This is a genomic window from Ancylobacter crimeensis (genome assembly GCF_023016805.1).
Classification (GTDB): domain Bacteria; phylum Pseudomonadota; class Alphaproteobacteria; order Rhizobiales; family Xanthobacteraceae; genus Ancylobacter; species Ancylobacter crimeensis.
Genome location: NZ_JALKCH010000001.1, coordinates 56,309 through 77,495 on the forward strand (window position 1 = coordinate 56,309; position 21,187 = coordinate 77,495).

The window sequence follows — 21,187 nt, forward strand, 5'->3', positions numbered from 1 at the left end:
CCCTTTCCGGCGATGCCGTCAGGCTCAGGACGCGGCCGGCGTCTTTCAGCGGAGACTCGGGAGCGCATGTCTCAGTGAGGACCTACAGAAGGTGGCGGACGACCTCGCGCGGGATGGGTCTGCCGGGGGCTCGCGCGGGGTTGGATGAAGAATGCAGGATGCGAATACGGATCATTCATGCATGGCTTGATACGGAAAGAGATCATCAAGCTTGATATCGCCGAGGAAAATGATATGTTTTCGCGTCATGTTTGGCTGTGAAGATATGTTAAGGGATCTCCATGCGACCTGAATCGGAAACCCTGCATGAGATTGGCAGGCTCCTCGGGCAGGCCCGGACGGCTGCCGGGCTGACGCAGGAGCAGGTTGCCGAACTGGCTGGCATATCCCGGCCGCGCTACCGCGATATCGAGAAGGGGACGGCTGCTGCCCGCGCGACGACGCTCATGAACATCGCGCGCGCGCTCGGGCTGGAGATGATGCTGGTGCCGCAAACCATGGTTCCAGCCATCGACGCGCTGATGCATCCACACGACGACGATGACCGCCCCGCCTTCGCCGTGCAGTCGGACGAGGGAGATGACCATGGCTGACAAGCCATTTGCACGCAGGGCGGTCCAGTCGCTCGACGTGTTTCTGAACGCGCTGAAGGTCGGCACGATCGTCAGGACGCCGGGTGATTTCAATGCGTTTAGTTTCGATGAGGCGTATCGCGCGGGGGGCGGTTCGCCGACTTTAAGCCTTTCGTTCCGGGCAGCGACCGGCGGTTTGCGCAAAGATCCCAAGCCTCTGGCCGGCGCGCTTCCGGCGTTCTTCGCGAACCTGCTGCCGGAAGACAAGCTGCGCGAGGCCATGGAAAAGCACCATGCCGGCGATGTTCGTCCGGGCAATGATTTCGACCTGCTCGCGGCGCTCGGCGCGGATCTGCCGGGCGCGGTGCGGGTCGTGCCCGGTGATGGCATGAATGAGGCTCCGCTAACCGCAGCACATGAAAAGCCCAAAGCGCGCTTTTCTCTTGCCGGCGTGCAGATGAAGCTGTCGGTGATGAAGAACACCGGCAAGGGCGGCGGGCTGACGCTTCCGCTCGACGACGGCGATGGGCAGTATATCGCCAAGTTCCCCTCGACGGCGTTTCCCGGAGTATCGGAAAACGAATTCGCCGCGCTCGCACTTGCGGCGGCGATCGGCATGGATGTCCCGGAGCGCGAGCTCGTTGCCAAATCGGATTTCGAGGGAATACCGCAAGAGTTCGACACGCTGGCCGAAGGCCGGGTGCTCCTCATTAGGCGCTTCGACCGCGGCGCCGACGGGACACGCATTCATATCGAGGATTTCGCCCAGGTCTTCGGCGTCTACCCCGCCCGTAAATATGAAGGCGCGGCCTATCACGACATTGCCGCGGCATTGACCGCCGCGATTTCGCCCGCCGCCGCGCTGGAGTTCGTTCGCCGTCTGGCGCTGGCGGTCGTGACGGGCAATGGCGACATGCACCTGAAAAACTGGTCGCTGATCTATCCAGGCGACGGGAGCACGCCCGCGTTCGCGCCGGCTTATGATCTGCTGTCGACCGTTCCCTATATGCCCGCCGACAATCTGGCGCTGTCGCTGGGCGGAGAGCGATCGTTCAAGGCGTTGTCGGCGCCGCGATGGAAGGCTTTCGCCAATCGCGCCAGATTGCCCGAGCCCGCGGTCATGAAGGCGGTGGTGGAGACGATCGGCCGCGTCGATGCCTGCTGGTGGACACTTCCCGAACGCGATGCCGTACCCGAGCCCGTCCTCGAACGGATCGATGCGCATGTGCGTGCGATGATGCCGATCCTGAAGAGCTGCGCCGAATAGACGCGCAGGCGCTGAGTGGATTCAGCGCTTGCCGGGATTTCCGCCAACTGTCTCGTGGTATCAAAGGAAGCGGGCAACGTCCTCCGGTGCGAGTTGCACCCGGATGCCAGCGCGTAGCGCATCAAGGCCGAGGCGCTGGAGATCTTCGTTGAAGTCCCGAGCGTCGGCGACGATGGAATGGCCTCGATTCCCTCGGCGTTGGCCCGTTCGATCATTATGTCGCGCGCGCCGTCACCCGCCGGGTCGTCATCTCGGACGATATAGAGCCGCCGCAGAGTCGATGGCAACAGGATGGCGGCCAGATGCGCCGCCGAGAGCGCCGGAGCCATCGCCATCTCGGGCAAGACCTGCGGGAGCGACAGCATGGTCTCGATACCTTCGCCTGCCGCCATCACGCTGCCGGGTACACCGATGCGGACGGCAGCCCCAGCAGATCGCCCATTGCCTTGCGCGGAGTGTCGATCGGGGCCTTGTCCGAGCCGTCGGGCGCGAGCCAGGTGCGGTGTGCGCCGGTGATCTTGCCATCGAGGTCGGTCACGGCGGCGATCATGGCGGGCCAGGTCTCGGTCGGGCCATCGTCGGGTTTGTAATAGCAGCGCGGGTGGAAACGCAGGCTGCCGGTTCCGTGCAGAAGCGTAATGCCGCGTCGGCGCAGATAGGTGTCGAGCAGCTTGCCGAGGACGGCGGGACCGGAGGCGCCGACCGGCACGAAGAAGCGCAGCTTCCACGAAATGATCTCGCTGAAGAGACCGTAGGCGCGCAGGCGATCCCGCATTGTGTCGCTCAGCTCGATGCGGTTCGTGCCCATGACGCGCGCGGCTAAGCTGGAGCCCGTCAGCTAGGTCGAGGATGGTGCGGCCGTCCACCAGTGCGGCATAGGCGTCGTCGCTGCTGAGATTGGCAGTTCCGGTCGAGGCGGCGTTGGTGGCCCAGGCGAGCGACACCCGCCGTCCGATGATGCGTTCGCCATCATCGGTCTGAAGCCGATAGACGCGCGTCGACTCGTTCGGCAGGCGCTTCCACACGGGCAGGAGCAAGCCGCTGACCATGTGGATCGTCCCGTCGGTGAAGGCGGGCACCTCGTCGACCTCGCGTTGCCAGACGGCGGCGAAGGTGTCGCGCTCGGTCTCCTGCCAATGGCTGTCCGCCATCATGACGATGGTCGCATGATGCTGTTCCATCGGCCGGATCAGCCGGACGCACCGGAGCATCTGGCCGGCGGCTTGGCTATGCAACGCTTTGGATGTCTCCCGATCAGGCTTTCATGCCTGGCTCAACCGCAGCCCGAGTGCGCATGCCCGGCACGATGGCATGCTCGCGACGGTGATCGACCGCAGCTTCAAGAGCAGCGATCGAATCTATGGTGCACGACGCGTCTGGCACGATATGCTGGCGGAAGGGCTCTCCTGCGGCCTGCATCGGGTTGAACGGATCATGCGGGAGCATGGATTGCAGGCTCGGCCGCGCCGTCGTATGCCGAAGAATGTCGGCGTGCGGGCTGCCGCGTCGGACAAACTGCTCGACCGCGCCTTCGAGGCCTCAGCTCCAACCAGAAATGGGTGGCGGACTTCACCTACATCTGGACTGCGGCGGGCTGGCTCTACGTTGCCGCCGACGTCGACCTGTTCTCACGACGTGTCGTCGGCTGGGCAATAAAGGCGGAGATGACAGCGCAACTCGTCACCGATGCTCTCATCATGGCGATCTGGCGCCGCGGCAAGCCGGATAGCCTGCTGCATCACAGCGACCAGGGCAGCCAATATACCAGCGAGCCGTTCCAGCGCCTGATGGCTGACCACGGCATCACCTGTTCGATGAGCCGGTCGGGCAACGTCTGGGACAATGCTGCGATGGAGAGCTTCTTCTCGTCGCTGAAAACCGAGCGCACAGCCCGCAAGGTCTACAGGACGAGGGATGACGCGAGAGCGGATGTGTTCGACGACATCGAGCGCTTCCACAATCGCCGACGCCGGCACTCGACGCGGGGCTATCTGAACCCGATCGAGTTCGAGGAACGAGCTAAATTAGCTTAACCTCGTGTCCACAGAACCGGCAGCAGCCCACTTCCCGTCGCGCTTGGCTGCGCGGGTCCAGTGAAGTGACCAGTCCCGTCCAAGCTGACCAACGCCAAATGGGCAACGATCACGAAGGCGTCGTCCGACACGGCGTTGCGCGACATCAACGACCTGGTTCCGCGCGGCATCCTGGCGAAAGATCAGGGAGGCGGGCGCAGCACGAGCTATTCGCTTGCGGTCGCTCCCGGTGACGCGGAAACCGGGAGCTGACGTCCGGGCGGACGTGGTGAGAGTGGAATCGGGCGCGGAGGGAGCATAACGGCATTGCCGTTGCGTCCCCCGCCGGGAAAGATCAGCCCGTCCTGCGCGGGGCTTTGGCGAAGCCGTGATCGGTGGCGATGAGGGGTTCGAGCATCGGCACGATCAGCTTGGCGGGCTTGCCCGTCATCCTTCAGCGCGGGGCCATCGCACGCAACTCGGCGATCTCGGGGGCGGTCAGGTAGCGGATCTTTTCACCGCGCAGGATGAAGGCGAGCCGGGCGGTCTCCTCCAGTTCCTCGGCATTGTTGACCGCGTCTTCCAGATCCTTTCCGAGCACCACCACGCCGTGCGAGGCGAGCAGGAAGGCGTTGACGGGATGTGCCTTGGCGGCAATCGCCAGGTCGCGCCCGATCTCCGGGGCGCCTGGCCGGTAATAGGGAATGACCGGCATGTAGCCGACCCGCATCACATAATAGGGTGTGAAGGGGCGCAGGGCATTGTCAGCCGGCAAATCCTCGAGGCAGGAGAGCGCGGTGAGATAGGTCGAATGCAGGTGCACGATGGCGCCGACTTCGGGCCGGCTCTCGAAAAGCGCCAGATGAAAGGCGAATTCCTTCGACGGTTTCGACCCAGGAACGGGCGTTCCCTTCGCATCGATCTCGGCGAGATCGGCCGGGGTGATGCGGCCGAGGCTGCCGCCGGTCGGGGTTACGAGAAAGCCCCCGCCCTCGAGCCGGACCGAGACGTTGCCGGCACCGCCCACCGAATAGCCGCGATCGAACAGGCTGTGGCAGAGCTTGCACAGCAATTCGGCCTTGGAGTTCCGGTTCATCGTTTTCCCTCGACGCTGGATGGAGGCTCGGCCCCGGAAAGAAGCCCGGGTGCGCGTTTCGGCGGCGTGAAAAGCCGGGCGCCGGCAGGCAAGGCGCCCGGTTCTTCGGTTACTTTGACATCGCCCAGCTTGTGAACCCAGGCACGTAGGTGACCAGGGCCAGCACGGCCAGCATGATGCCGATGAAGGGCAGCATTTTCCCGGTAAGCCTCATGATAGGCACGCCCGAGATACTGCTGGCGAGATAGAGCGCCGTTCCGACCGGGGGCGTCAGCAGGCCGATGGTGAGGTTGATCACCATGATCAGGCCGAACTGCACGGGGTGAACGCCGAGATGCGCGGCCACCGGGGCGAGGATCGGAGTCATCAGCAGGATCGCCGGGCCGCTGTCGAGGAACATGCCGACCACGAGCAGCATGAGGTTGATGAGCAGCAGCAGGAGGATCTTGTTCTCGGTCAGGCTGAGAATGGCGGCCGCGATGGTTTGCGGCAGCCGGGCATTCGTCAGCAGCCAGCCGAACAGCGATGTCGCCGCGATGATGGCCGCAATGACGGCCGTGGCGATGGCGGCCTCCATGCAGATCTTCGGGATGCTGGCAATGTCGATCTCCTTGTAGACGAACATGCCGACGATGAAGGCATAGACCGCGACGACGGCACCGCCCTCGGTGGGCGTGAATATCCCCGTCCGGATGCCGCCGATGATGATGACCGGCATCAGCAGCGCCCAGCTCGCATCCTTGAAGCGCTGCCACTTCTCGGCGCCGCTCACCCGGCCTTCGGTCGGATAGCCGTGCTTGACGGCGTAGAAATAGGAATAGACCGCGAAGCTGAGGCCGATCAGGACGCCGGGAGCGATCGCAGCCAGAAACAGATCGCCGATCGACGCCTGGTTGGACACGCCATAAATGATGATGGCGATGCTGGGCGGGATGATCAGCGCGAGGCTGCCGGACGACGCGACCAGAGCCGCGGAGAAGCCGGCGTCGTAGTTGCGCTTCTTCATCTCGGGGATCATCACCGAGCCGAGCGCCGCAACGTCCGCTACGCCCGAGCCGGAGATGCCGCCCATGATCACGCCGCTGGCCGAAACCACATGGGCGAGGCTGCCGCGGATGTTGCCGACCAGCGCCAGCGCCAGATTGATGATGCGCCGGGTAATGCCGCCATGACCCATGAGCGAGCCTGCCAGCATGAAGAGCGGGATGGCCATCAGCGGGAAGGAGTCCACCGAGGTGAACAGCCGCTGGCCGAACAGGGCCATCGGATAGCCCTGATAGAGGATGGCGCCCAGCGACGCCAGGGCGATGCCGAAAGCGACCGGAACGCCCAGGATGAGAAAGAACGCGAAACCGCCGATGAGAAGAAGTGCGATCATAGCGCGCCCTTTTCGTCGAAGGTGACCTGCTTGCCGGAGACGGCCTGTTTCCACGTCGCGCGCAGCGCGAAGTAAGCCAGCATGGCTCCGCTGAAGGGGATCACCACGTAAACGTAATACATCGGGATACCGAGTGCGGCGCTGCGCTGGTTGAGGCCGAACCTCATCAGCGAGATGCCGCCGACGAGCAGCGTGACGCCGACGATCGCCACCAGCAAGGTGTTGAACACCGCCAGTGCATGCGACGGCTTTACCGGCAGAAGCGACATCAGGAAATCGAGCGCGACGTGCGCCCGCGACTGGAAGGCGGCGGCCATGCCGAGGAAGGTGATCCAGACGAAGATGTAGCGTCCCAGCTCTTCCGACCAACTCAGCGAGTTCGCCAACGCATAGCGGGCGATCACCTGACCGAAGGTGACCAACATCATGGCGAAGATCAGCGCGCCAATGATCCAGAGAAGAGTAACGTGTAGCAGGCGATCAAGATTTTCCAAGCTGGTTCCTCCTTGGGCGGCACGCTGCGACCGGTTTCGCCGGTGGCTTGCGGCCCGGGACGGCAGAGCTTGAACCTCCGCCGCCCCGGGCACTGCAGCAGTCAATGCCGGACAGGCCGTTGTTTGTTACCGTCCCAGCGTCTTGATGATGCGGTTGTAGAGATCGGGGTTCACCTTGGCCGCGAAGGCCTCGTGAGCGCTGATGGCAGCGGCGGCGATCGGCGCCGTGTCGGGATGGCTGACCTGAAGGCCGGCGTCCTGCATCTTCTTCAGCATCTCGCCGGTCTGTGTGCGCACAGCCTCGTTCTCGGCCTGGGTGGCGGCAGCCCCGGCCTCGACGATGATCGTCTGCTGCTCGGGCGTGAGCTGGTTCCAGCGCAGATCGCTCATGGTCAGCGTCACGTACTCGTATTTGTGGTTCGTGAACGACAGGAATTTCTGCACTTCGTTGATGCGGCCGCCATAGATGAACGGGATCGGGTTTTCCTGCGCCTCGATGACGTGCTGCTCGAGGCCGGTATAGACCTCGCTCCAGGCCATCGGGGTCGGGTTCGCACCGATGGCACGCCAGGTGGTGACCATGGCGGGGATTTCCGGCACGCGGATCTTCAGGCCCTTGAGATCTTCGATACCCGTGATCGGCTTGTTCGCGGTGACCTGACGCGAGCCGCGCTCCCACCAGTTCAGGATGCGGACATTGGCGTTCTGCTGGACGTTGGCGGCGATTTCCTCGCCGATCGGACCCTGCACGATCTTGTTGAACTCGTCCTGCGACTTGAACAGGTAAGGCAGTTCGAGCAATTGGATCGAGGGAGCGAAGTTGCCCAGCACGCCGGCGATCAGGCCGAAGTCCACCGTGCCCATCTGCATGCCTTCGACGAGGTCGCGGTCACCGCCGAGCGTTGAGTTCGGGTAGATGGTCAGGGTGATCTTGCCGTCCGAGCGCTTTTCGAGCTCTTCCTTGAACTTCTGGGCGCCGAAGTGCCACAGATCCTGTTCGGACTGGATGTGGCCAAGCTTGAGATTAAGCACATCCTGAGCAAGGGCCGGCGCCGGCGAAGTCGCGACGAGAAACGCCGAAACGGCAGAGAACGCTGCCAGCTTCAGCATCTTCACGGTAGTATCGAACACGTCTTATCCTCCTATTGATCTTATGATTTTGCCGCCCTGCGCCGGGGGTGGGCGGCAGCTTCAGGCTGTGGGGGCGTCGCCGCGCAGGACGGCGTCGGCCTCGGCGAAGAAGTTCTCGCCGCCGAAATTTCCGGATTTGAGCGCCAGCGCCACCGGGCGTCCGCTAGGACGTGCACGCAGGGCGGGAGCGCCCGGCGCGATTTCCGGTCCGATCTCCAGCGACGTCAGGTTGAGGCCTTCCACCACCGCGCCCGAGGTCTCGCCGCCGGCGACGACGAGGCGTCCCACGCCAGCCGCGACCAGCGCGCGGGCGATGGCGGCGAAGAGCTGTTCGATGGCTGTCGCGACCGGCTCGCGGCCATAGGTTTCCTGCGCCGCTCGTACCTTGGCGGGGTCGGCCGAGGAGAACACCAGCGGGCGCTCGGCTTGCGCCATGGCCCAGTCGGCGATCTGCTGGGGATCGAGCTTGCCGGCGACGGCAGCGTCCGCCGTGATTTCGAACATCGGCAGTTCGTCGGCGCGATGACGCGCGACCTGGCCGCGGGTGGCGGTCGAGCAGGAACCAGAGAGTACGACGCACGCGCCCTCGACGCCCTGCCAGGTGCTGCCCTTGCCCGAGAGCAGACCCTGCCGGCGGAAATTCTCGGGCAAGCCCATGGCTATGCCGGAGCCGCCGGTGAGGAGCGGTGCGCCGTTCAGCGCTGCGCCGATCTCCATCAGGTCCGTGTCGGAGAGTGCATCCACCACGATCAGCCGCGCGCCTTCCCTGTCGGCGCGGTCGAGCGCCGCCTTGATGGCGTCGGCGCCGTTGCTCACCGCGCCGAAGCCGACATGGCCGACCTTCATGTCGGTCTGCAGCGCCAGCCAGCGGCGGATATCGGCATCCGTCATGGGGTTGAGCGGATGATGCTCCATGCCACTCTCGTTCAGCAGCCGGTCATGGACGAAGAGGTGGCCCTGATAGATGGTACGGCCGGCGCCCGGAAAAGCCGGACAAACCACGACCTTGCGCGCGTCGAGCGCTTCGGCGAGAGCCGCCGCCACCGGTCCGATATTGCCTTCCGGCGTGCTGTCGAAGGTGGAGCAATACTTGAACAGGAACTGGGTGCAGCCCTGCGCCTTCAGCCATTCCAGCGCCTGCAGCGACTGGGCTATGGCTTCCTTCGCGGGAATGCTGCGCGACTTGAGCGCCACGACGCCGGCCTCGACCGACGGATCGGCCGCCACGGTGGGCACGCCGGAGAACTGGGTGACGCGCATGCCCTGCTTGCGCAGGGTGTTGGCCAGGTCGCTGGAGCCGGTAAAATCGTCGCCAATGCAGCCGAGAAGCATGTTCAGTGCCTTTGCAGAAGGTTCGGTCCGGATGGGAAGCCCCGATCAGGGAGCGTCCGAAGGCCGTTCGCTGATCGCCCAGTACGTCTGGACCACCGTTTCCAGGTGCTCCCGCATCGCCGCCTCAGCCCGGTCGGCGTCGCGGTCGCGGATCGCCTCGAAGATTGCGCGGTGCGCTGCAACCGCTTTGCCGAGCGCGTCGGGATGGCTCAGCGACATGCGGCGCTGCTCTTCCAGCAGTTCCAGAACGACGTGGTAGAGCGCGTCGAGCAGCGGATCCTGCGCGATCAGGCCGATACGCTGATGGAACGCGTCGTCAGAGGCAGAGAACGCCGGGATATCTTCGGCACAGCCCTCATTTGCCAGCAGCAGCGCTTCCAGTTCCGCGACGTCCTCGTCCGTCGCCAGCCGCGCTGCTTCGCGGGCGAGGGCAACCTCGACGAAGATGCGGGTCTTCTGGAACTGGCGGATACCTTCCGGGCGGGCGACCAGCATGCGTGCGGCGCCCGAGAGGAGCTGCAGCATTTCGCGCGGATCAGGCTCGGTCACGCGCGTCCGGTCGCCGTTCGACACGGAGAGGATTCCGGTTTTGCTCAGCCAAAGCAGGGCTTCGCGCACGGCGGGACGCCCCACGCCATAATGCGCCATCAGATCGCGTTCGGAAGGAAGGCGGTCGCCGACGGTCAATTTGCCCGACAGCACCCGATCCTCGATGTCCTTCGCAATCTTGTCAGACAAGCGGTCGCGGCGAAGATGACTGGGCGTCCCGAAGCCGCTCATGCGCCGAGCTTTCCGGTGATGTCGCGCTTGGCGGCGACGATGGCGGCGAGGAACGCGTCGCGCCATTTGCGGCGGGTGGGCAGGTCGGCCGGGGGAACCGCCGCGCGCATCTTGGACTCGATGGAGGAGACCAGATTGGGGCTCCACTCACGCGGGTCTGCCTGTTCCTTGGCGAGGCCGTAATACATCGGGCCGAGATTGGCACAGTACTCGCCGACACCATTGGCCGCATTCAGGTCGATAGTGGCAAAGGGCCCCATGAAGCACCAGCGCAGGCCCAAACCGTCAGCCACGGCGGCGTCGACTTCGGCCGGGGTGCAGATGCCGTCCTCGACGAGACGGAACGCCTCGCCGAGCAAGGCACTCTGCAGGCGGTTGACGACGAAGCCATTGATCTCGCGGGTGAGGGTGATCGGGCTCTGGCCGAGCGTGCGCATCAGCTCGCGGGTGACGTTCACCGTCTCGGGAGCGGTCCAGGGCGCCGGGATCAGCTCGACCAGCGGGATCAGGTGCGGCGGGTTGATGGGGTGGGCCACCAGGCAGCGGGCTGCGTTCTTCAGGCCCTCGGTGAATTGCGAGGCCGGGAAGCCCGAGGTCGAGCTGGCGACGATGGTGGTCGGCGACAGAAGTGCGTCCATCTCCCGATAGAGCGCCTGCTTGATCGGCAGACGCTCCGGGGCGCTCTCCTGCACATATTCGGCGCCGTTGAGCACGTCGGCCAGGTCGGTTGCGAGGCGGCAGCGGGCAGCGAAGGCGGGGTCGGCCTGGCTCACGAAGGCGAGCGCCGCCTCGGCCGCCGGCAGGGTGCGGTCGTAAATGGCGACATCATGCCCCGCGCGGGCGAAGACGAGAGACCAGGACGAGCCCACCACGCCGCAACCGACGATCGCAATCTTCATGTTCTTACAGCTCTCTAATGCTTCGTAAGGGCAGGAGGAGTGCATCCGGCCGCCTTCGTTGGCCGGGACCGAGCAACCTTTCTGCCGTAGGGTCAGTGATTATGGTATGACAGGTTGATAGTGTGATCGTCAACCTGGATGTCAAGCGCCGCGCACGCCGCCATCGCCGGGACGGGGGCGGGGCTGCCGCATGCTGTGCGGGTACTGGTTCGAAGGGTTCGGGCGCATTTTCTTTGATGCATTCAGACGCCGCTGAATGATGGTCGCGCCTCGAATCCCGCGTCGCGTCGTCTGATCACCGGCGCGCAGGGGACGTCTGGCGGGAGTCATCGCGCTCCAGCGATCCCGTTGGGCAACGAGGCTTCGCAGACGATCTGCTGGTCGCTCTCGTCGAGTCGAACGCGAAAAAGGCGGCCAAGGACGGACTATTCCCTCGCGCGTCTTCTGCGCCGTGACGATCTCCGGCCGGATATCAGCCCGGCTCGAAGAAATAGAACCACAGGTTGAGGTCCGCGGCGCGCTGGGGGTCGGTGAGCGATTTCAGCGTGGCGATCGTCTTCTTCAGGGTCGGGTCGCCTTCGGGGAAGATCGAGAACAGGTTGTTCGGGGTCTGGAAACGCAGCAATTCGCCATTGAGATAGCGTCGTCGCCGGAGATTGTCCTCCTTGTTCCAGATGCAGTCGCCGCGCACGGTGATGAAGCCGCGCGTGGAGCCTTCGTCGAAGCCGAACTCCCCCTCGATGGGTGCGCGGCCGAACTGGTGCGTGGCGGCGGTTTCGAGGAAGCGACGCACCAGCTTCGAGGGTGTCCAGGTCAGCGACCGGCTGTCGATCCTGACGGTGCCGGAGAGATGGACGAGGCTGGTGCCGAAGGCGATTGCGGGCGGCCGTAGGACGTTGGTGCGGGTGCTCCATTCGGCTTGCGCGTGGTAACCGGGCGGATAGGGCATCTCGACCGACAGCCGGGCGATCGGCTCATAACCGCGCACGGCGGTGGCGATATCCTCGTTGAACTCGACCGAATAGCCGCGCATGAGCTCCTCCGGCTTCACGGTGTCGTTGTTGTCGAGCGCGCGGCCTGAAGCCAGCGCGACCACGCGTAACGGCACGATGAAATCGGTAGCCTGCTGCTTGAGCAGCGCCGCGCACAGCGTGTCGAGCGCCTCCTGCACGGTCTTGACCCCGGACAAGCCGTCGCAGGCGCCGTCCTGGTAGCTGATGTCGGAGGCGGTGAGGTTGGCGATTTCCTGGCAGAGCTTGTCGAGCGCGGCCTGCACATCGGTCTGGTCGGCGAGGCCGCTGCAGGCACCGGGCTGATAGCCGATGCCGGAGGCAAGGGCGAGCTGCGCGCTGTAGCGCAGCGTCGGCGTGTCGGTCTCGCCCGGAGCACCGGCCAGCAGCGTCGCCGTGACGTTCTGGGTCGGCTGGGCGGGATCGGCGGCGAGCTTCCAGTTCGCGCTGGCGATGCCGTCGGCATCCGACAACACCTCAATGCTGGTCCCGCTCACAGCGCCCCCGGCGCCGGTGCCGGAGAGTTCGCCGGTCGCGCCCTCCAGCGCGAAGCGCACGCGGGCACCCGCGACCGGAAGCAGGCCGATCCGTATGATGGCGCGCAGCGACGCCGGCAGCGCGTCGGTGAGGGTGGCGGCGCCCGGCCCGGTCGGCGGACGGATGCTCTGGCCGTCGCCGCCAGCAAAGTCCAGCTCGCGCGCCGAGGCGAGCGGCGCGAACAGGTGGCGGCAGTCGAGCAGTGAGGTCGCGTCGACCACGCCATCGGCGACGGTGAGCATGCCGAGCCGGGAATAGACGACCAGCGGACCGGCGGGCGGCAGAGGCACGCCGGTCGGCACGGTGGGATCGAGATCGGCCAGCACATAGCGAGCCGGGGCGATCCAGTAGTCGCCGCGGCGGAAATCGGTACCGCCGAGGGTGAAGACGAGGCCGTCCAGCGCAATTTCATAAGGCGCGGCCAGCGTCACCAGATCCTGGCTCCACAGCCGCACCCGGCCATTGGCGCCGGCTCCGGCGGCGCTGGCGAGCACCAGCACGTCGCCTTCCACATCGTCGATGCGCGTCAGCGGGCCGAAGGCGGCGGCGTCATAGGGCGCGCCGTCGGGCAGCAGCTCGGCATAGCTGCCCTTGGCGAAGACCGGCATGCCGTCGCGCGAGGCGGCGTCCAGCGTCACCCGGTTGCCGCTCACGGCGCTGATGCGGGCGAGTTCGCAGGCGTTGTTGCGTGAGACCTTCACCTGCAGTCCATCAAGCGCGAAACGGCCGGGTGTCAGCGCGGTGCCGCCATGCACCTCGCAGCGATAGAGCAGGTTCTCGAGCCGGGAGTAGCCGGCCTTTTCCGTCAGCTTGCAGGGGTCGCTGGAGACCGGTGCGGTGGATTGCGTCACCGTCAGCGTGCCGCCGCTCGGCGCCGCCATGGCCTCGAAAGCGGCGTTCGGCGCGGAGCAGGTGTCGCCAGCCCCGGCGTCGAGAATACCGATCTCGGCACGGATGATGGTGCGGCCGGCGGTATCGGCATCGCCCAGCGCCGGATCGCGCAGCTTCGGCTCGTCGACACCGGTGATGTGGTCGACGGTCGCCTTCAGATAGACCAGTCGGCGCCCGGTTCCGCTCACATTCGGCAGCACCGTCTCGCTGTGGTTCTCGACCTGAAGGCCGTCCACATAGAGGCGGCCCGCGCTCAGGCGGATGGGGCCGCCGGGCGCCGCGGGCGGCAGCAGGCCGAAGCCGCCGCCGATGCTCGGGGCGGCCTCGGCGCCGAGCGTGTCGATCGTCTCGGTCTCGATCCTCCGCAGCATCGCGTCGCTGGCCTCGCCGAGATCGGCGTCGGACAGGACCCGTCCCTGCTGGATGGTGACCTGCCGGACGGAGCGGACCGCGTCGAAGCTGACGCGCGAAAAATCACCCTTCATGGCAGGTTTCTCCTTGCAGCCTCGGTGCTTGAGCGATCAGCGGAGCGCGCGCCGGCTTCCATGCCGAACGGCACGAAATCGGCGAACAGGTCGGTGAGATTGGCGATGCGGGTGGAGCCGCCGAGGAAGCCGTAGGCACCCATCTCGGCTTCGTTCTCGCCGCCGAAGCGGATCTCCGTCGGCGAGTCGATGGTCAGCAATGCGAAGCCGGGACCGGTGGGGTCGGGGTCGAGAAAGGAGGGGCGCAGGGCAAGCCGCATCCGTTCGAGCGCGGCACTGCGCTCGGCCGGCGTGCTGGCGGCATAAGCGTCCTTCGCCGCGTCCCAGGCGAGGTCCGGCTGGCAGCGGAAGCGGCGCGGCAGCCGGTTGTCGGCGCCGCCGAGATAGGAATAGCGCACGCAGCCCGACTGGGTGCGCGCGAGCGTCACATTCGCGCTGAACATGCAGTCCGAGGCGGTGGCCGACTTGGCTGCGATCGGGGCGAAGGCGGTGAGGCGGAAAAGGTCGAGATCGGCCTGCGGAGCGGCGATGCCGGCGCCAGGGGCGAGGATGCTCTCGCGCGCGGCGATGACGGTGAGTGCGCTGCCGGCCTCGATGGTCCCGAAGATGCAGCGATCGAGGCCGAGCGAGACTTGCCCGGTGGTGCCCGGCAGGCGTAGTGCCGGCACCGTCACGCCGTCGAGAAGCGTGCAGTGACGGGCGGTGATGCTGCGTGCCGCGCCGTCCTCCACCTCCATGCCGCGCAGCAGCAGCAGGCCGTCGAGATGCAGGGCTCCAGGCGGGGTGTCGGGCACCGCGACGGTCTTCACCCGCACGCGGCGATCCAGCAGCATACGGCGCATCTTCCGGACGATGAAACCCTGCGGCGCTTCGGGATCGGTCGGGTCGTCGGGCAGGCGCCATTCGGCGGCCACGATGGTGAGATCGCAACCGGCGGCCAATTCGATCGTGAGATTGCCGATGCCCTGGTCCGCCATGTTCGCGGTAATGACGATGATGCCCCGGCGCTGGGCATTCGCCGGGTCCTTCCACGCCGCCAGCGCATTGGCGAGGGATGAGTAGCGGTCGCCGGCGTCGGGCGCCCCGGGCTCCACCACGAGAATGCGCGGGCCGTTCTCCTTCGGCACGCGAAACGGCACCTGCGTGTCGCCGCGCACATTGCGGTCATAGGCTCCGCCGCCCAGCGCGCCGGGCTGGCCGTAGGCTGCGGCGAGACGGGCGCCGGTGATGGCGGGAAAACCGTTCGCGACATCGGTGTCGCGCACCACCAGCCGTCCGGTCGCCGGGTCGAGGCAGGCCTCGATCCCGCTCGGCAGGCCGCCGGAAACCGGCGCCGGCTGGGTGTAGGGCGGGTTGGTGAGCGCACCGATGCGCACCTGGCCGGGCGGGATGCGGCGATAATTGGCCTCGCCGTCATATTGCAGGAAAAGGGTGAAGGCTGCGTATTCCCCGCCGAACCAGACCGAGCCGGACGGCTCCAGCCGTCCCTCTGCAATCGCGTCGAGATCGCGCTTCAACGGCAGGCGGCGCAGGCGTTCAGGCACCTGATGGGCCTGAGGCGCGCCTTCCTCGGCGTTCTGCTGTGGCATGAAGAGCGGCGACGCCTGTCCGCCAGGCAGCAGGGCGAAATGTCCGGGATGCGGGGCCCAGGGCAGAAAGGGCAGGGTCGTGGCGAGATCGCCGGGGTCTGCCGCATCGGCATCGGGTGCCTCGAAAGGCACGGCCTCCAGCCGCCACAGATGAACGCCGACATTGGGGATGTTGTAACGCCCGCCGGCGCGGGCGATGGAGCGCATGTCGGGCGTGCGCGGGTTGCGGTCGAAGGGCGTGCCGTGGCGGGCGAGCCCGTCGACATCGTTCATGCGGGCCGTGGCGGGCCGGTCAAGCCTGGGCGCGCGCATGGTGGGCGTAGCGGCGAGGCGGGCGTAATATTCCACCGCCTTTGCCGAATAGAGAGTGACGTCGCGGGCGAGCATTTCGAGCGCCGCCGGTGTGCCCTTGGCGCGGCGATAGCGCAGCAGGTTGCCGAGAAAGGCCCGCAGGCTGGTGCCCGATCCCATCGGCACCGGTCGCAGGGTAGGAGCTCCGATCAGCGCGCCGATCTCGGCCAGCAGTTCCTCCGGTGCGGTTTCGACGAACAGGCCGGCGGCGAACGCGTCGAGATCGGCGGCGATGAGGTCGGCGCCGTCTTCCTCCAGCACGTCGAACAGGGCACGGCAGGGATAGCCGAGCTCGGCATCGCGGCGCCGGAAATAGGCCGGCAGCAGGGCGTAGAGCGTGCGCGAGGGGGTCATGGCCGGCATCCCGTCATGGTGCAAATCCCGTGACCGTCACGTCGGCGGCGGCTAGGGTGAGATATTCCGCACCCGCTGCCGCAGTCCCCACGATGCGTGCCCCACGCGCACCGAGAATCTCCGTGTCGGCGGGCTCGGTATCGGACGAGAGATGATCCACCCGCGCCGCGACGACGCCCGGCACGGCCTGCACCACGGCCAGCAGTGTGCTCTTCGCCAGCGGATGTGCGAAGCTGCGGCGGTCGGGTGCGCAGGCCTCGGCGAGCGCGGCCTTCACCGCGGCCTCGACATCCGCGCGCGGAAAGGCGGGGCCGCTCTCGAGCGCCAGCGTCGCCCGCGCATGGACCTGCTGCGCCGCGAGCAGGCGGAACGGGCGACCGGGCGGGGAGGCCGCCGCCATGGCAGAGGCGAGATTGGCGTAGAGCGTCGAGCCGGGCGCGATGGCGGCTCCCTTAGGTCCCGCGACGGTGACGTGCACCACCTCGCGCTGGCCGACCCAGAGCGGACTCGCCAGCGCCTTCGCCACCCCGCCATAGGCGCGGGCGAAGGCGGCATAGTCGGCCAGCGAGACGATGCGGCCGAGCGAAACGATGCGCACCGGCGCGTTGAGGCGGGCCTCCTCGATCGGTTCCGGGTCGACCCCGCCCTCGGCCGGCAGCGGATTGGTGACTCCGGAGAAGCCGAGCACCATGGTCATCGGCAAGGTCAGCCGGCCAGGCGCGAGGTTGCCCGCCGCTCCCCCGCCGACCCGATAGACCGCGGAGACATTGTTGTCTGCGGTGCGCAGCCGGCCGGCGAAGCGTACCACGCTGCGTCCGTCCGGCGTGGTTTCCAGCGCATAGGCGGGGCTGGTGTCGGGAAGATCGTAAAGCATGGGTTCGCGCGGGCGCAGAGCGTCATCCACCCGCACGTCGAGCGCCGGCGCATACCCCGCCACATTCGGCGCCTGCACGAAGGTCAGCCCGGTCTGCCGGAGCGCGAAACCCTGGTTGCGCTTGCGCGCGTCGCCGGAACCGAGAATCTCGCCGATCGGCAGGCCGGAGCCGGCCGGGCGCATCGCCGCGGTGGGCGTGCGCGTTTCGCCATGGGTGGCGGCAACCGCATTGCCCAGCACCACGAGGTCGCCGGGCGCATAGTGACGGGCGAGTGCCCGGGTGAAGGTGACGACCGGCGTGCCGCCCAGCTCGCCAGTGCTTTCGACGATGGCGGCCTCCGCCGTCACCATGCCGTCGGAGACGCCCTGCACCACCACCAGCCGCCCGGGCGGCAGATCGGTGGCGGCGGCGAGCTCGATGGAAAAGCCGTTTGCCACCGGCTGCTGTGTCTCATAGGGCACCGGGGCGAGATGCAGGGCCTCGGTCTCGATGAAGACCGCGGTGGAGCGCACCGCATTGTCGAAAGCACCCACCGGCCGGTCGAGGGTGAGGCGCGAGACCTTGGCGCTGACCCCGAAAGCCGAACGCGAGACCTCCGCGACGGCGATGATGCGGAACAGCGCCTCGGCGGCAGGCGACTTGAGCACCACGTGACGGCCGACCATCGCCTCGGGATAGACGGCGTCCAGGTCGATGATGGAATCGTCATGCGCGCCTGGAATTTCCGGCTCGGGCAGCTCGATCTTGAAGCTGCGCAGGCTCGCCTTCAGAGCCGGCCATTCCTTGCGGGTGGGCGCGACGTCGTCGCTCTCCAGGATCGGCGTCCGCAGCACACGCTGGCGCACCAGCCGGTCCAGCATCACGAATGGCGAGGCGTTGTAGCCGAACAGAGAGCCGCGGCGGGAGAAGATCGCGATGCGGGTATCGGCGGCCGCGCCCAGCACATCGAGCGGAGCGTCGAGGTCGACAGTGATGTGGGCCTGCGGCGGCAGCGGCTGCGTGGTCATCGCCGCGATGCGCGCAAGCTCGAAGGTGGCGGCACCCGGCGCGTCGCCGATGGTATGGATGAAGCCGATGACATCGCCGATCCGGCCGGCGATGAGGGTTTCGCTTACCCGGATCGAGCCGGTGCCGGCAGCCGGAGCCAGCAGATGCCAGCGCTTCGCCGGGACCGCGTTCCATGACGGACGCGCTTCCAATTCGTCGGACGTTTCGAACAGCACCGGCGCCTCGTCCGGCCCCGGCACGGTCTGCACCTTGGAACCGGCATGGATCGGCACCTTCTGCGGCGCATCGGGAAAGTCGCTGAGCGTGAAGGTGAGGGTGGTCGAGGCGGAAATGGCGGGACGGGCAGCATACCCGACCTGCGCCGCGAGCCCGCGCACGGACCCGACATCGGTGGCGATGCCGATATAGGCCTCCGTCTGGAAGCGCTCGCGGTAGAAGCTCAGCACATGCAGGCTCGCCGCCCAGGCGTCGATCAGCGCAATCGCCGGGTCGTCATCCGCGCGGGTTGTGAAGGAGACGAGTTCCGGGCGCGTGGCGATGGCATCCAGCATGCGCCGCTTGAGCGCCTGGTGGGTACGCGAGGGCGCCACCATGCCGCGGCGGCCGGGCGTTCCCTGACCCGCCGCGCAGGTGCCCCCGCAGCCGCACTCGCACGTCGCGCCGCTCATGCTCCGCCCCTCAGTTCGAGGTCCATTATCCCGTTCTCCGGGACGTTGGGATCGCTATCGAGCCGGAGGATCTCGAAGTCGGCCGGCACGATGACGCCGCGCGCCAGTTCACCCTGATCGGCCCGCCCACGTCGGCGGAAGGTTTCGGCCGTGACCGAGGCGACGCCTGGCACGGCCATCGCCGCCGCGATCAGACGGGAGAGGTGCAGAGGCGAGCCGAACGTGAAATTGTCCGGGTGGAAGAAGGCGAGCGTGCCGTCCGTCAGCACGCCGGAGCCGAGCCGCTGTTCCAGCCGCTGGCGTACCGTGGCCCGCAGCGCGCCCGGCGCAACGCAGACCGCGAGCTTCACCTCCAGCGGCACGGGGATCGCATCGCGCAGGAACAGGTCGACGCCGCACAGCCGGAAACGGTCCAGATAAGCGAGGATTCGGGCCCGGAGCCCCGGTGCCGTCTCAATCGAACCGCCGCCCACACGATCCAGATAGATGAAGGCGGTGCGCCATGAGCCGGTCCAACGGATCTGCGCGCGGGCGGAAGCGACTTCGGGATGGCGCTCGGCGACCTCGACATAGTCGAGCTCGGTGACGGCGCGTTCCTGGACCATGAAAGCGCGCGGCGCTTCGATGCGCGCGCGCTTGAGATCAAGCGGCGCGACCCCGCCGGCGGCGGTCAGCGGGTTGGTCACGGCGCGAATGCCCGGCACCCGCGTCACCATCTGCGCCAGCACGTCGGCGCCGACATTGCCGTCGAGCGGAGCGCCGATGCGGGCGGTGACCTTCATCGACAGGCCGGGCTCCGCGGACTGGCCCATGATGTCGTCGCCGAAACGCAGGCGCAACGAGCCGTCATTCTCGGTCTCGGCGACGAAATGCCGGTCGAAGCGCTCGCTGGAGAACAGATCGCGCCGCGAAACCCAGGGCTTGAAGCCATCGGAGAGGGTGATCGCGGGCAGGGCGGCGGCCGGGTCATTGGCGAGCACGGCACTCACCGGAAGGGCAGTCGCAGCGGAGAGGTCGAGCGGGGAGGCGCGACTTACCGGGCCCACCAGCAGAAGAGGATTCCACGCCCCGCTTTCCGGCGCTTCCGGTGGGTCGAGCTGGGGGGTAAGGGCGCGCGTCGCGGCGGGGCTGGCAAGGTCGCGCACCGGAAGCGTGAGACCGTGATCGGCCAGCACGACATTGCCGCGTGCCTCGGCGCAGATGAAGGGCGCCGCCGCCGCATCGTCCGCCGCCGCATCCGCCGACAGGATGAGGTCGAAGGGCAGCGCATCGCTCGCTCCCCACTCCACATCGTAGACATCGACCCCTTCCACGGGATCGTTGCGAAGCTTCACCATGGTAAGGCGTACGGCGTGCCGGCGCAGGCGGCTCGCATCCGCCGGCAGGCCGGTGGTCGGGCTGGCGATCTCGCGGAGCACCAGAAAATCGCCGGCCGCCAGTTCCGCCGCAGATGCGCCGGCCGTGAACACGCGGCGCAGGCTCGCCGCGGTGGCGCCGTGGGGCAGCAGGCAGCGCTCGTCGGACCATGTGTGGAAGGCGAGCCGAGAGTTCCCCGCGTAGAGCGTCAGGGCCTGCATCGTCTCGAAGGTGATCGGCGCGAACGGTGCCCGTTCGGCGAAGGCGTCCGGATCGATGGTCGGGCCGCGATCATCGCCGCGTACGGTCACCGGCGTGCCGGCAGGAAGAATGGCGCCGTCCGGGCCGGCATAGTCGATCTCGATGAAGGTGCGGGCATTGGCGCCTTCATGCACCTCGTAATCGAGCAGGCGGGCGTGGCGAGCGACCGAGATGCGGCTGCGCGCCCGGAACAGGTCGGTCTCGTTGGCGAGCGCGTCCAGCCGGTAGCTGAAATGGTCGGCGACATAGGCCAGCGGCTCGACCAGTGCGACGAGGTGATCGACCGGGGTGTCGTCGGCAAATCCGGGTACCAGTGCTGCGATGCGGTCGAGCATCAGCCGGCGGAAGCCCTGCCAGTCGCGGCTGCCATAGTCGAGGTCCGGCGCCGGAACGGCCGGATCTACCGGCTCGGCGCGCACCTCCTGGCAGTCGAAGGGGGAAGGGCAGTCGACCTTGAAGCTGAACGCGACATGCGCGCTCTCCGGGTCGAAGCCCGCAGGCGTCCCACCGCCCGGCGCGACGAGGCTAAGGTGGTAGGTCGAGAAGTCGGTCGGCTGGCCGGGCTGGAGCGTAATCTCGAGAACGCTCGGATCAGTGGCCGAGACGCCCGCGCCGATGACGTCCGGAGGGGGATAGCGCACGCCTCCGGTTATCGCGATGTTCGTGCCGTCGAGCGTGGCGAGCCCGTCGGGCTTGACGAAGACCAGCCGCAGCGAGACGCCGCCATTGACCACTTCCAGATAGTCGATGCCGTTGAGCGGCAGCGGCATGAGCTTTTCCCGGCGCCGGCCGGTGAGACACTGGTAGTGCTCGCTCATCGCCGTCCCCCGTGCGCGCTCAT

14 protein-coding genes and 3 pseudogenes are annotated in these 21,187 nt (G+C 67.0%); 3 read left to right on the plus strand and 14 right to left on the minus strand.

What is annotated here, in order from left to right; translation table 11 throughout:
- The first annotated feature begins 281 nt into the window (after window positions 1-281).
- On the plus strand, window positions 282-593 hold the full coding sequence (locus tag MWN34_RS00250; protein ID WP_247025626.1) for a helix-turn-helix domain-containing protein: 312 nt from the start codon (window positions 282-284) through the stop codon (window positions 591-593).
- A complete protein-coding gene (locus tag MWN34_RS00255) occupies window positions 586-1,839 on the plus strand; it encodes a type II toxin-antitoxin system HipA family toxin (RefSeq protein WP_247025627.1) in 1,254 nt (417 codons plus the stop codon). The genes MWN34_RS00250 and MWN34_RS00255 overlap by 8 nt, the downstream gene beginning before the upstream one ends.
- A gap of 60 nt (window positions 1,840-1,899) precedes the next feature.
- Here MWN34_RS00255 and MWN34_RS00260 read toward each other — a convergent pair.
- Window positions 1,900-2,509: pseudogene (locus MWN34_RS00260) on the minus strand (DUF7146 domain-containing protein); the annotation flags it as partial.
- Window positions 2,495-3,056: pseudogene (locus tag MWN34_RS00265) on the minus strand (methylase); the annotation flags it as partial. The pseudogenes MWN34_RS00260 and MWN34_RS00265, both read right to left, overlap by 15 nt.
- On the opposite strand from MWN34_RS00265, the pseudogene MWN34_RS00270 reads away from it, so the two are divergent.
- Window positions 3,040-3,872 (plus strand): annotated as a pseudogene (locus tag MWN34_RS00270) (IS3 family transposase); the annotation flags it as partial. The pseudogenes MWN34_RS00265 and MWN34_RS00270 sit on opposite strands and share 17 nt — an antisense overlap.
- A gap of 334 nt (window positions 3,873-4,206) precedes the next feature.
- Here the strand turns inward: MWN34_RS00270 and MWN34_RS00275 are convergent.
- The 12 genes from MWN34_RS00275 to MWN34_RS00330 form a co-directional block, all read right to left on the minus strand.
- Window positions 4,207-4,302 carry a DUF2274 domain-containing protein gene (locus tag MWN34_RS00275; protein ID WP_247025628.1) on the minus strand — a complete coding sequence of 32 codons (96 nt, stop codon included), beginning with the start codon at window positions 4,300-4,302 and terminating at the stop codon, window positions 4,207-4,209.
- Between the two features lie 3 nt (window positions 4,303-4,305).
- Window positions 4,306-4,947 carry a 3-oxo-tetronate 4-phosphate decarboxylase gene (gene otnC / locus MWN34_RS00280; protein WP_247025629.1) on the minus strand — a complete coding sequence of 214 codons (642 nt, stop codon included), beginning with the start codon at window positions 4,945-4,947 and terminating at the stop codon, window positions 4,306-4,308.
- A gap of 109 nt (window positions 4,948-5,056) precedes the next feature.
- Window positions 5,057-6,325: a TRAP transporter large permease gene (locus MWN34_RS00285; RefSeq protein ID WP_247025630.1), complete on the minus strand. Its 1,269-nt coding sequence runs from the start codon at window positions 6,323-6,325 to the stop codon at window positions 5,057-5,059.
- Window positions 6,322-6,819, minus strand: coding sequence for a TRAP transporter small permease (locus tag MWN34_RS00290; RefSeq protein ID WP_247025631.1), 498 nt, complete (start codon window positions 6,817-6,819; stop codon window positions 6,322-6,324). Before MWN34_RS00290 ends, MWN34_RS00285 begins: the two co-directional genes overlap by 4 nt.
- Before the next feature lie 126 nt (window positions 6,820-6,945).
- Window positions 6,946-7,950, minus strand: coding sequence for a TRAP transporter substrate-binding protein (locus tag MWN34_RS00295; protein WP_247025632.1), 1,005 nt, complete (start codon window positions 7,948-7,950; stop codon window positions 6,946-6,948).
- Between the two features lie 60 nt (window positions 7,951-8,010).
- The gene (gene otnK / locus MWN34_RS00300; protein ID WP_247025633.1) at window positions 8,011-9,282 is read right to left on the minus strand and encodes a 3-oxo-tetronate kinase; all 1,272 of its coding nucleotides are present in this window, start codon (window positions 9,280-9,282) and stop codon (window positions 8,011-8,013) included.
- A gap of 45 nt (window positions 9,283-9,327) precedes the next feature.
- Window positions 9,328-10,062 (minus strand): FCD domain-containing protein, encoded by a 735-nt coding sequence (locus MWN34_RS00305; protein ID WP_247025634.1) that lies wholly within the window; start codon window positions 10,060-10,062, stop codon window positions 9,328-9,330.
- On the minus strand, window positions 10,059-10,961 hold the full coding sequence (locus MWN34_RS00310) for a 3-hydroxyacyl-CoA dehydrogenase (RefSeq protein WP_247025635.1): 903 nt from the start codon (window positions 10,959-10,961) through the stop codon (window positions 10,059-10,061). The genes MWN34_RS00305 and MWN34_RS00310 overlap by 4 nt, the downstream gene beginning before the upstream one ends.
- A gap of 472 nt (window positions 10,962-11,433) precedes the next feature.
- The gene (locus MWN34_RS00315) at window positions 11,434-13,884 is read right to left on the minus strand and encodes a DUF6519 domain-containing protein (RefSeq protein ID WP_247025636.1); all 2,451 of its coding nucleotides are present in this window, start codon (window positions 13,882-13,884) and stop codon (window positions 11,434-11,436) included.
- A complete protein-coding gene (locus MWN34_RS00320) occupies window positions 13,881-16,178 on the minus strand; it encodes a hypothetical protein (RefSeq protein ID WP_247025637.1) in 2,298 nt (765 codons plus the stop codon). The genes MWN34_RS00315 and MWN34_RS00320 overlap by 4 nt, the downstream gene beginning before the upstream one ends.
- 13 nt (window positions 16,179-16,191) lie before the next feature.
- The gene (locus MWN34_RS00325; RefSeq protein WP_247025638.1) at window positions 16,192-18,729 is read right to left on the minus strand and encodes a baseplate J/gp47 family protein; all 2,538 of its coding nucleotides are present in this window, start codon (window positions 18,727-18,729) and stop codon (window positions 16,192-16,194) included.
- A complete protein-coding gene (locus MWN34_RS00330; RefSeq protein ID WP_247025639.1) occupies window positions 18,726-21,164 on the minus strand; it encodes a baseplate J/gp47 family protein in 2,439 nt (812 codons plus the stop codon). Before MWN34_RS00330 ends, MWN34_RS00325 begins: the two co-directional genes overlap by 4 nt.
- Between the last annotated feature and the right edge of the window lie 23 nt (window positions 21,165-21,187).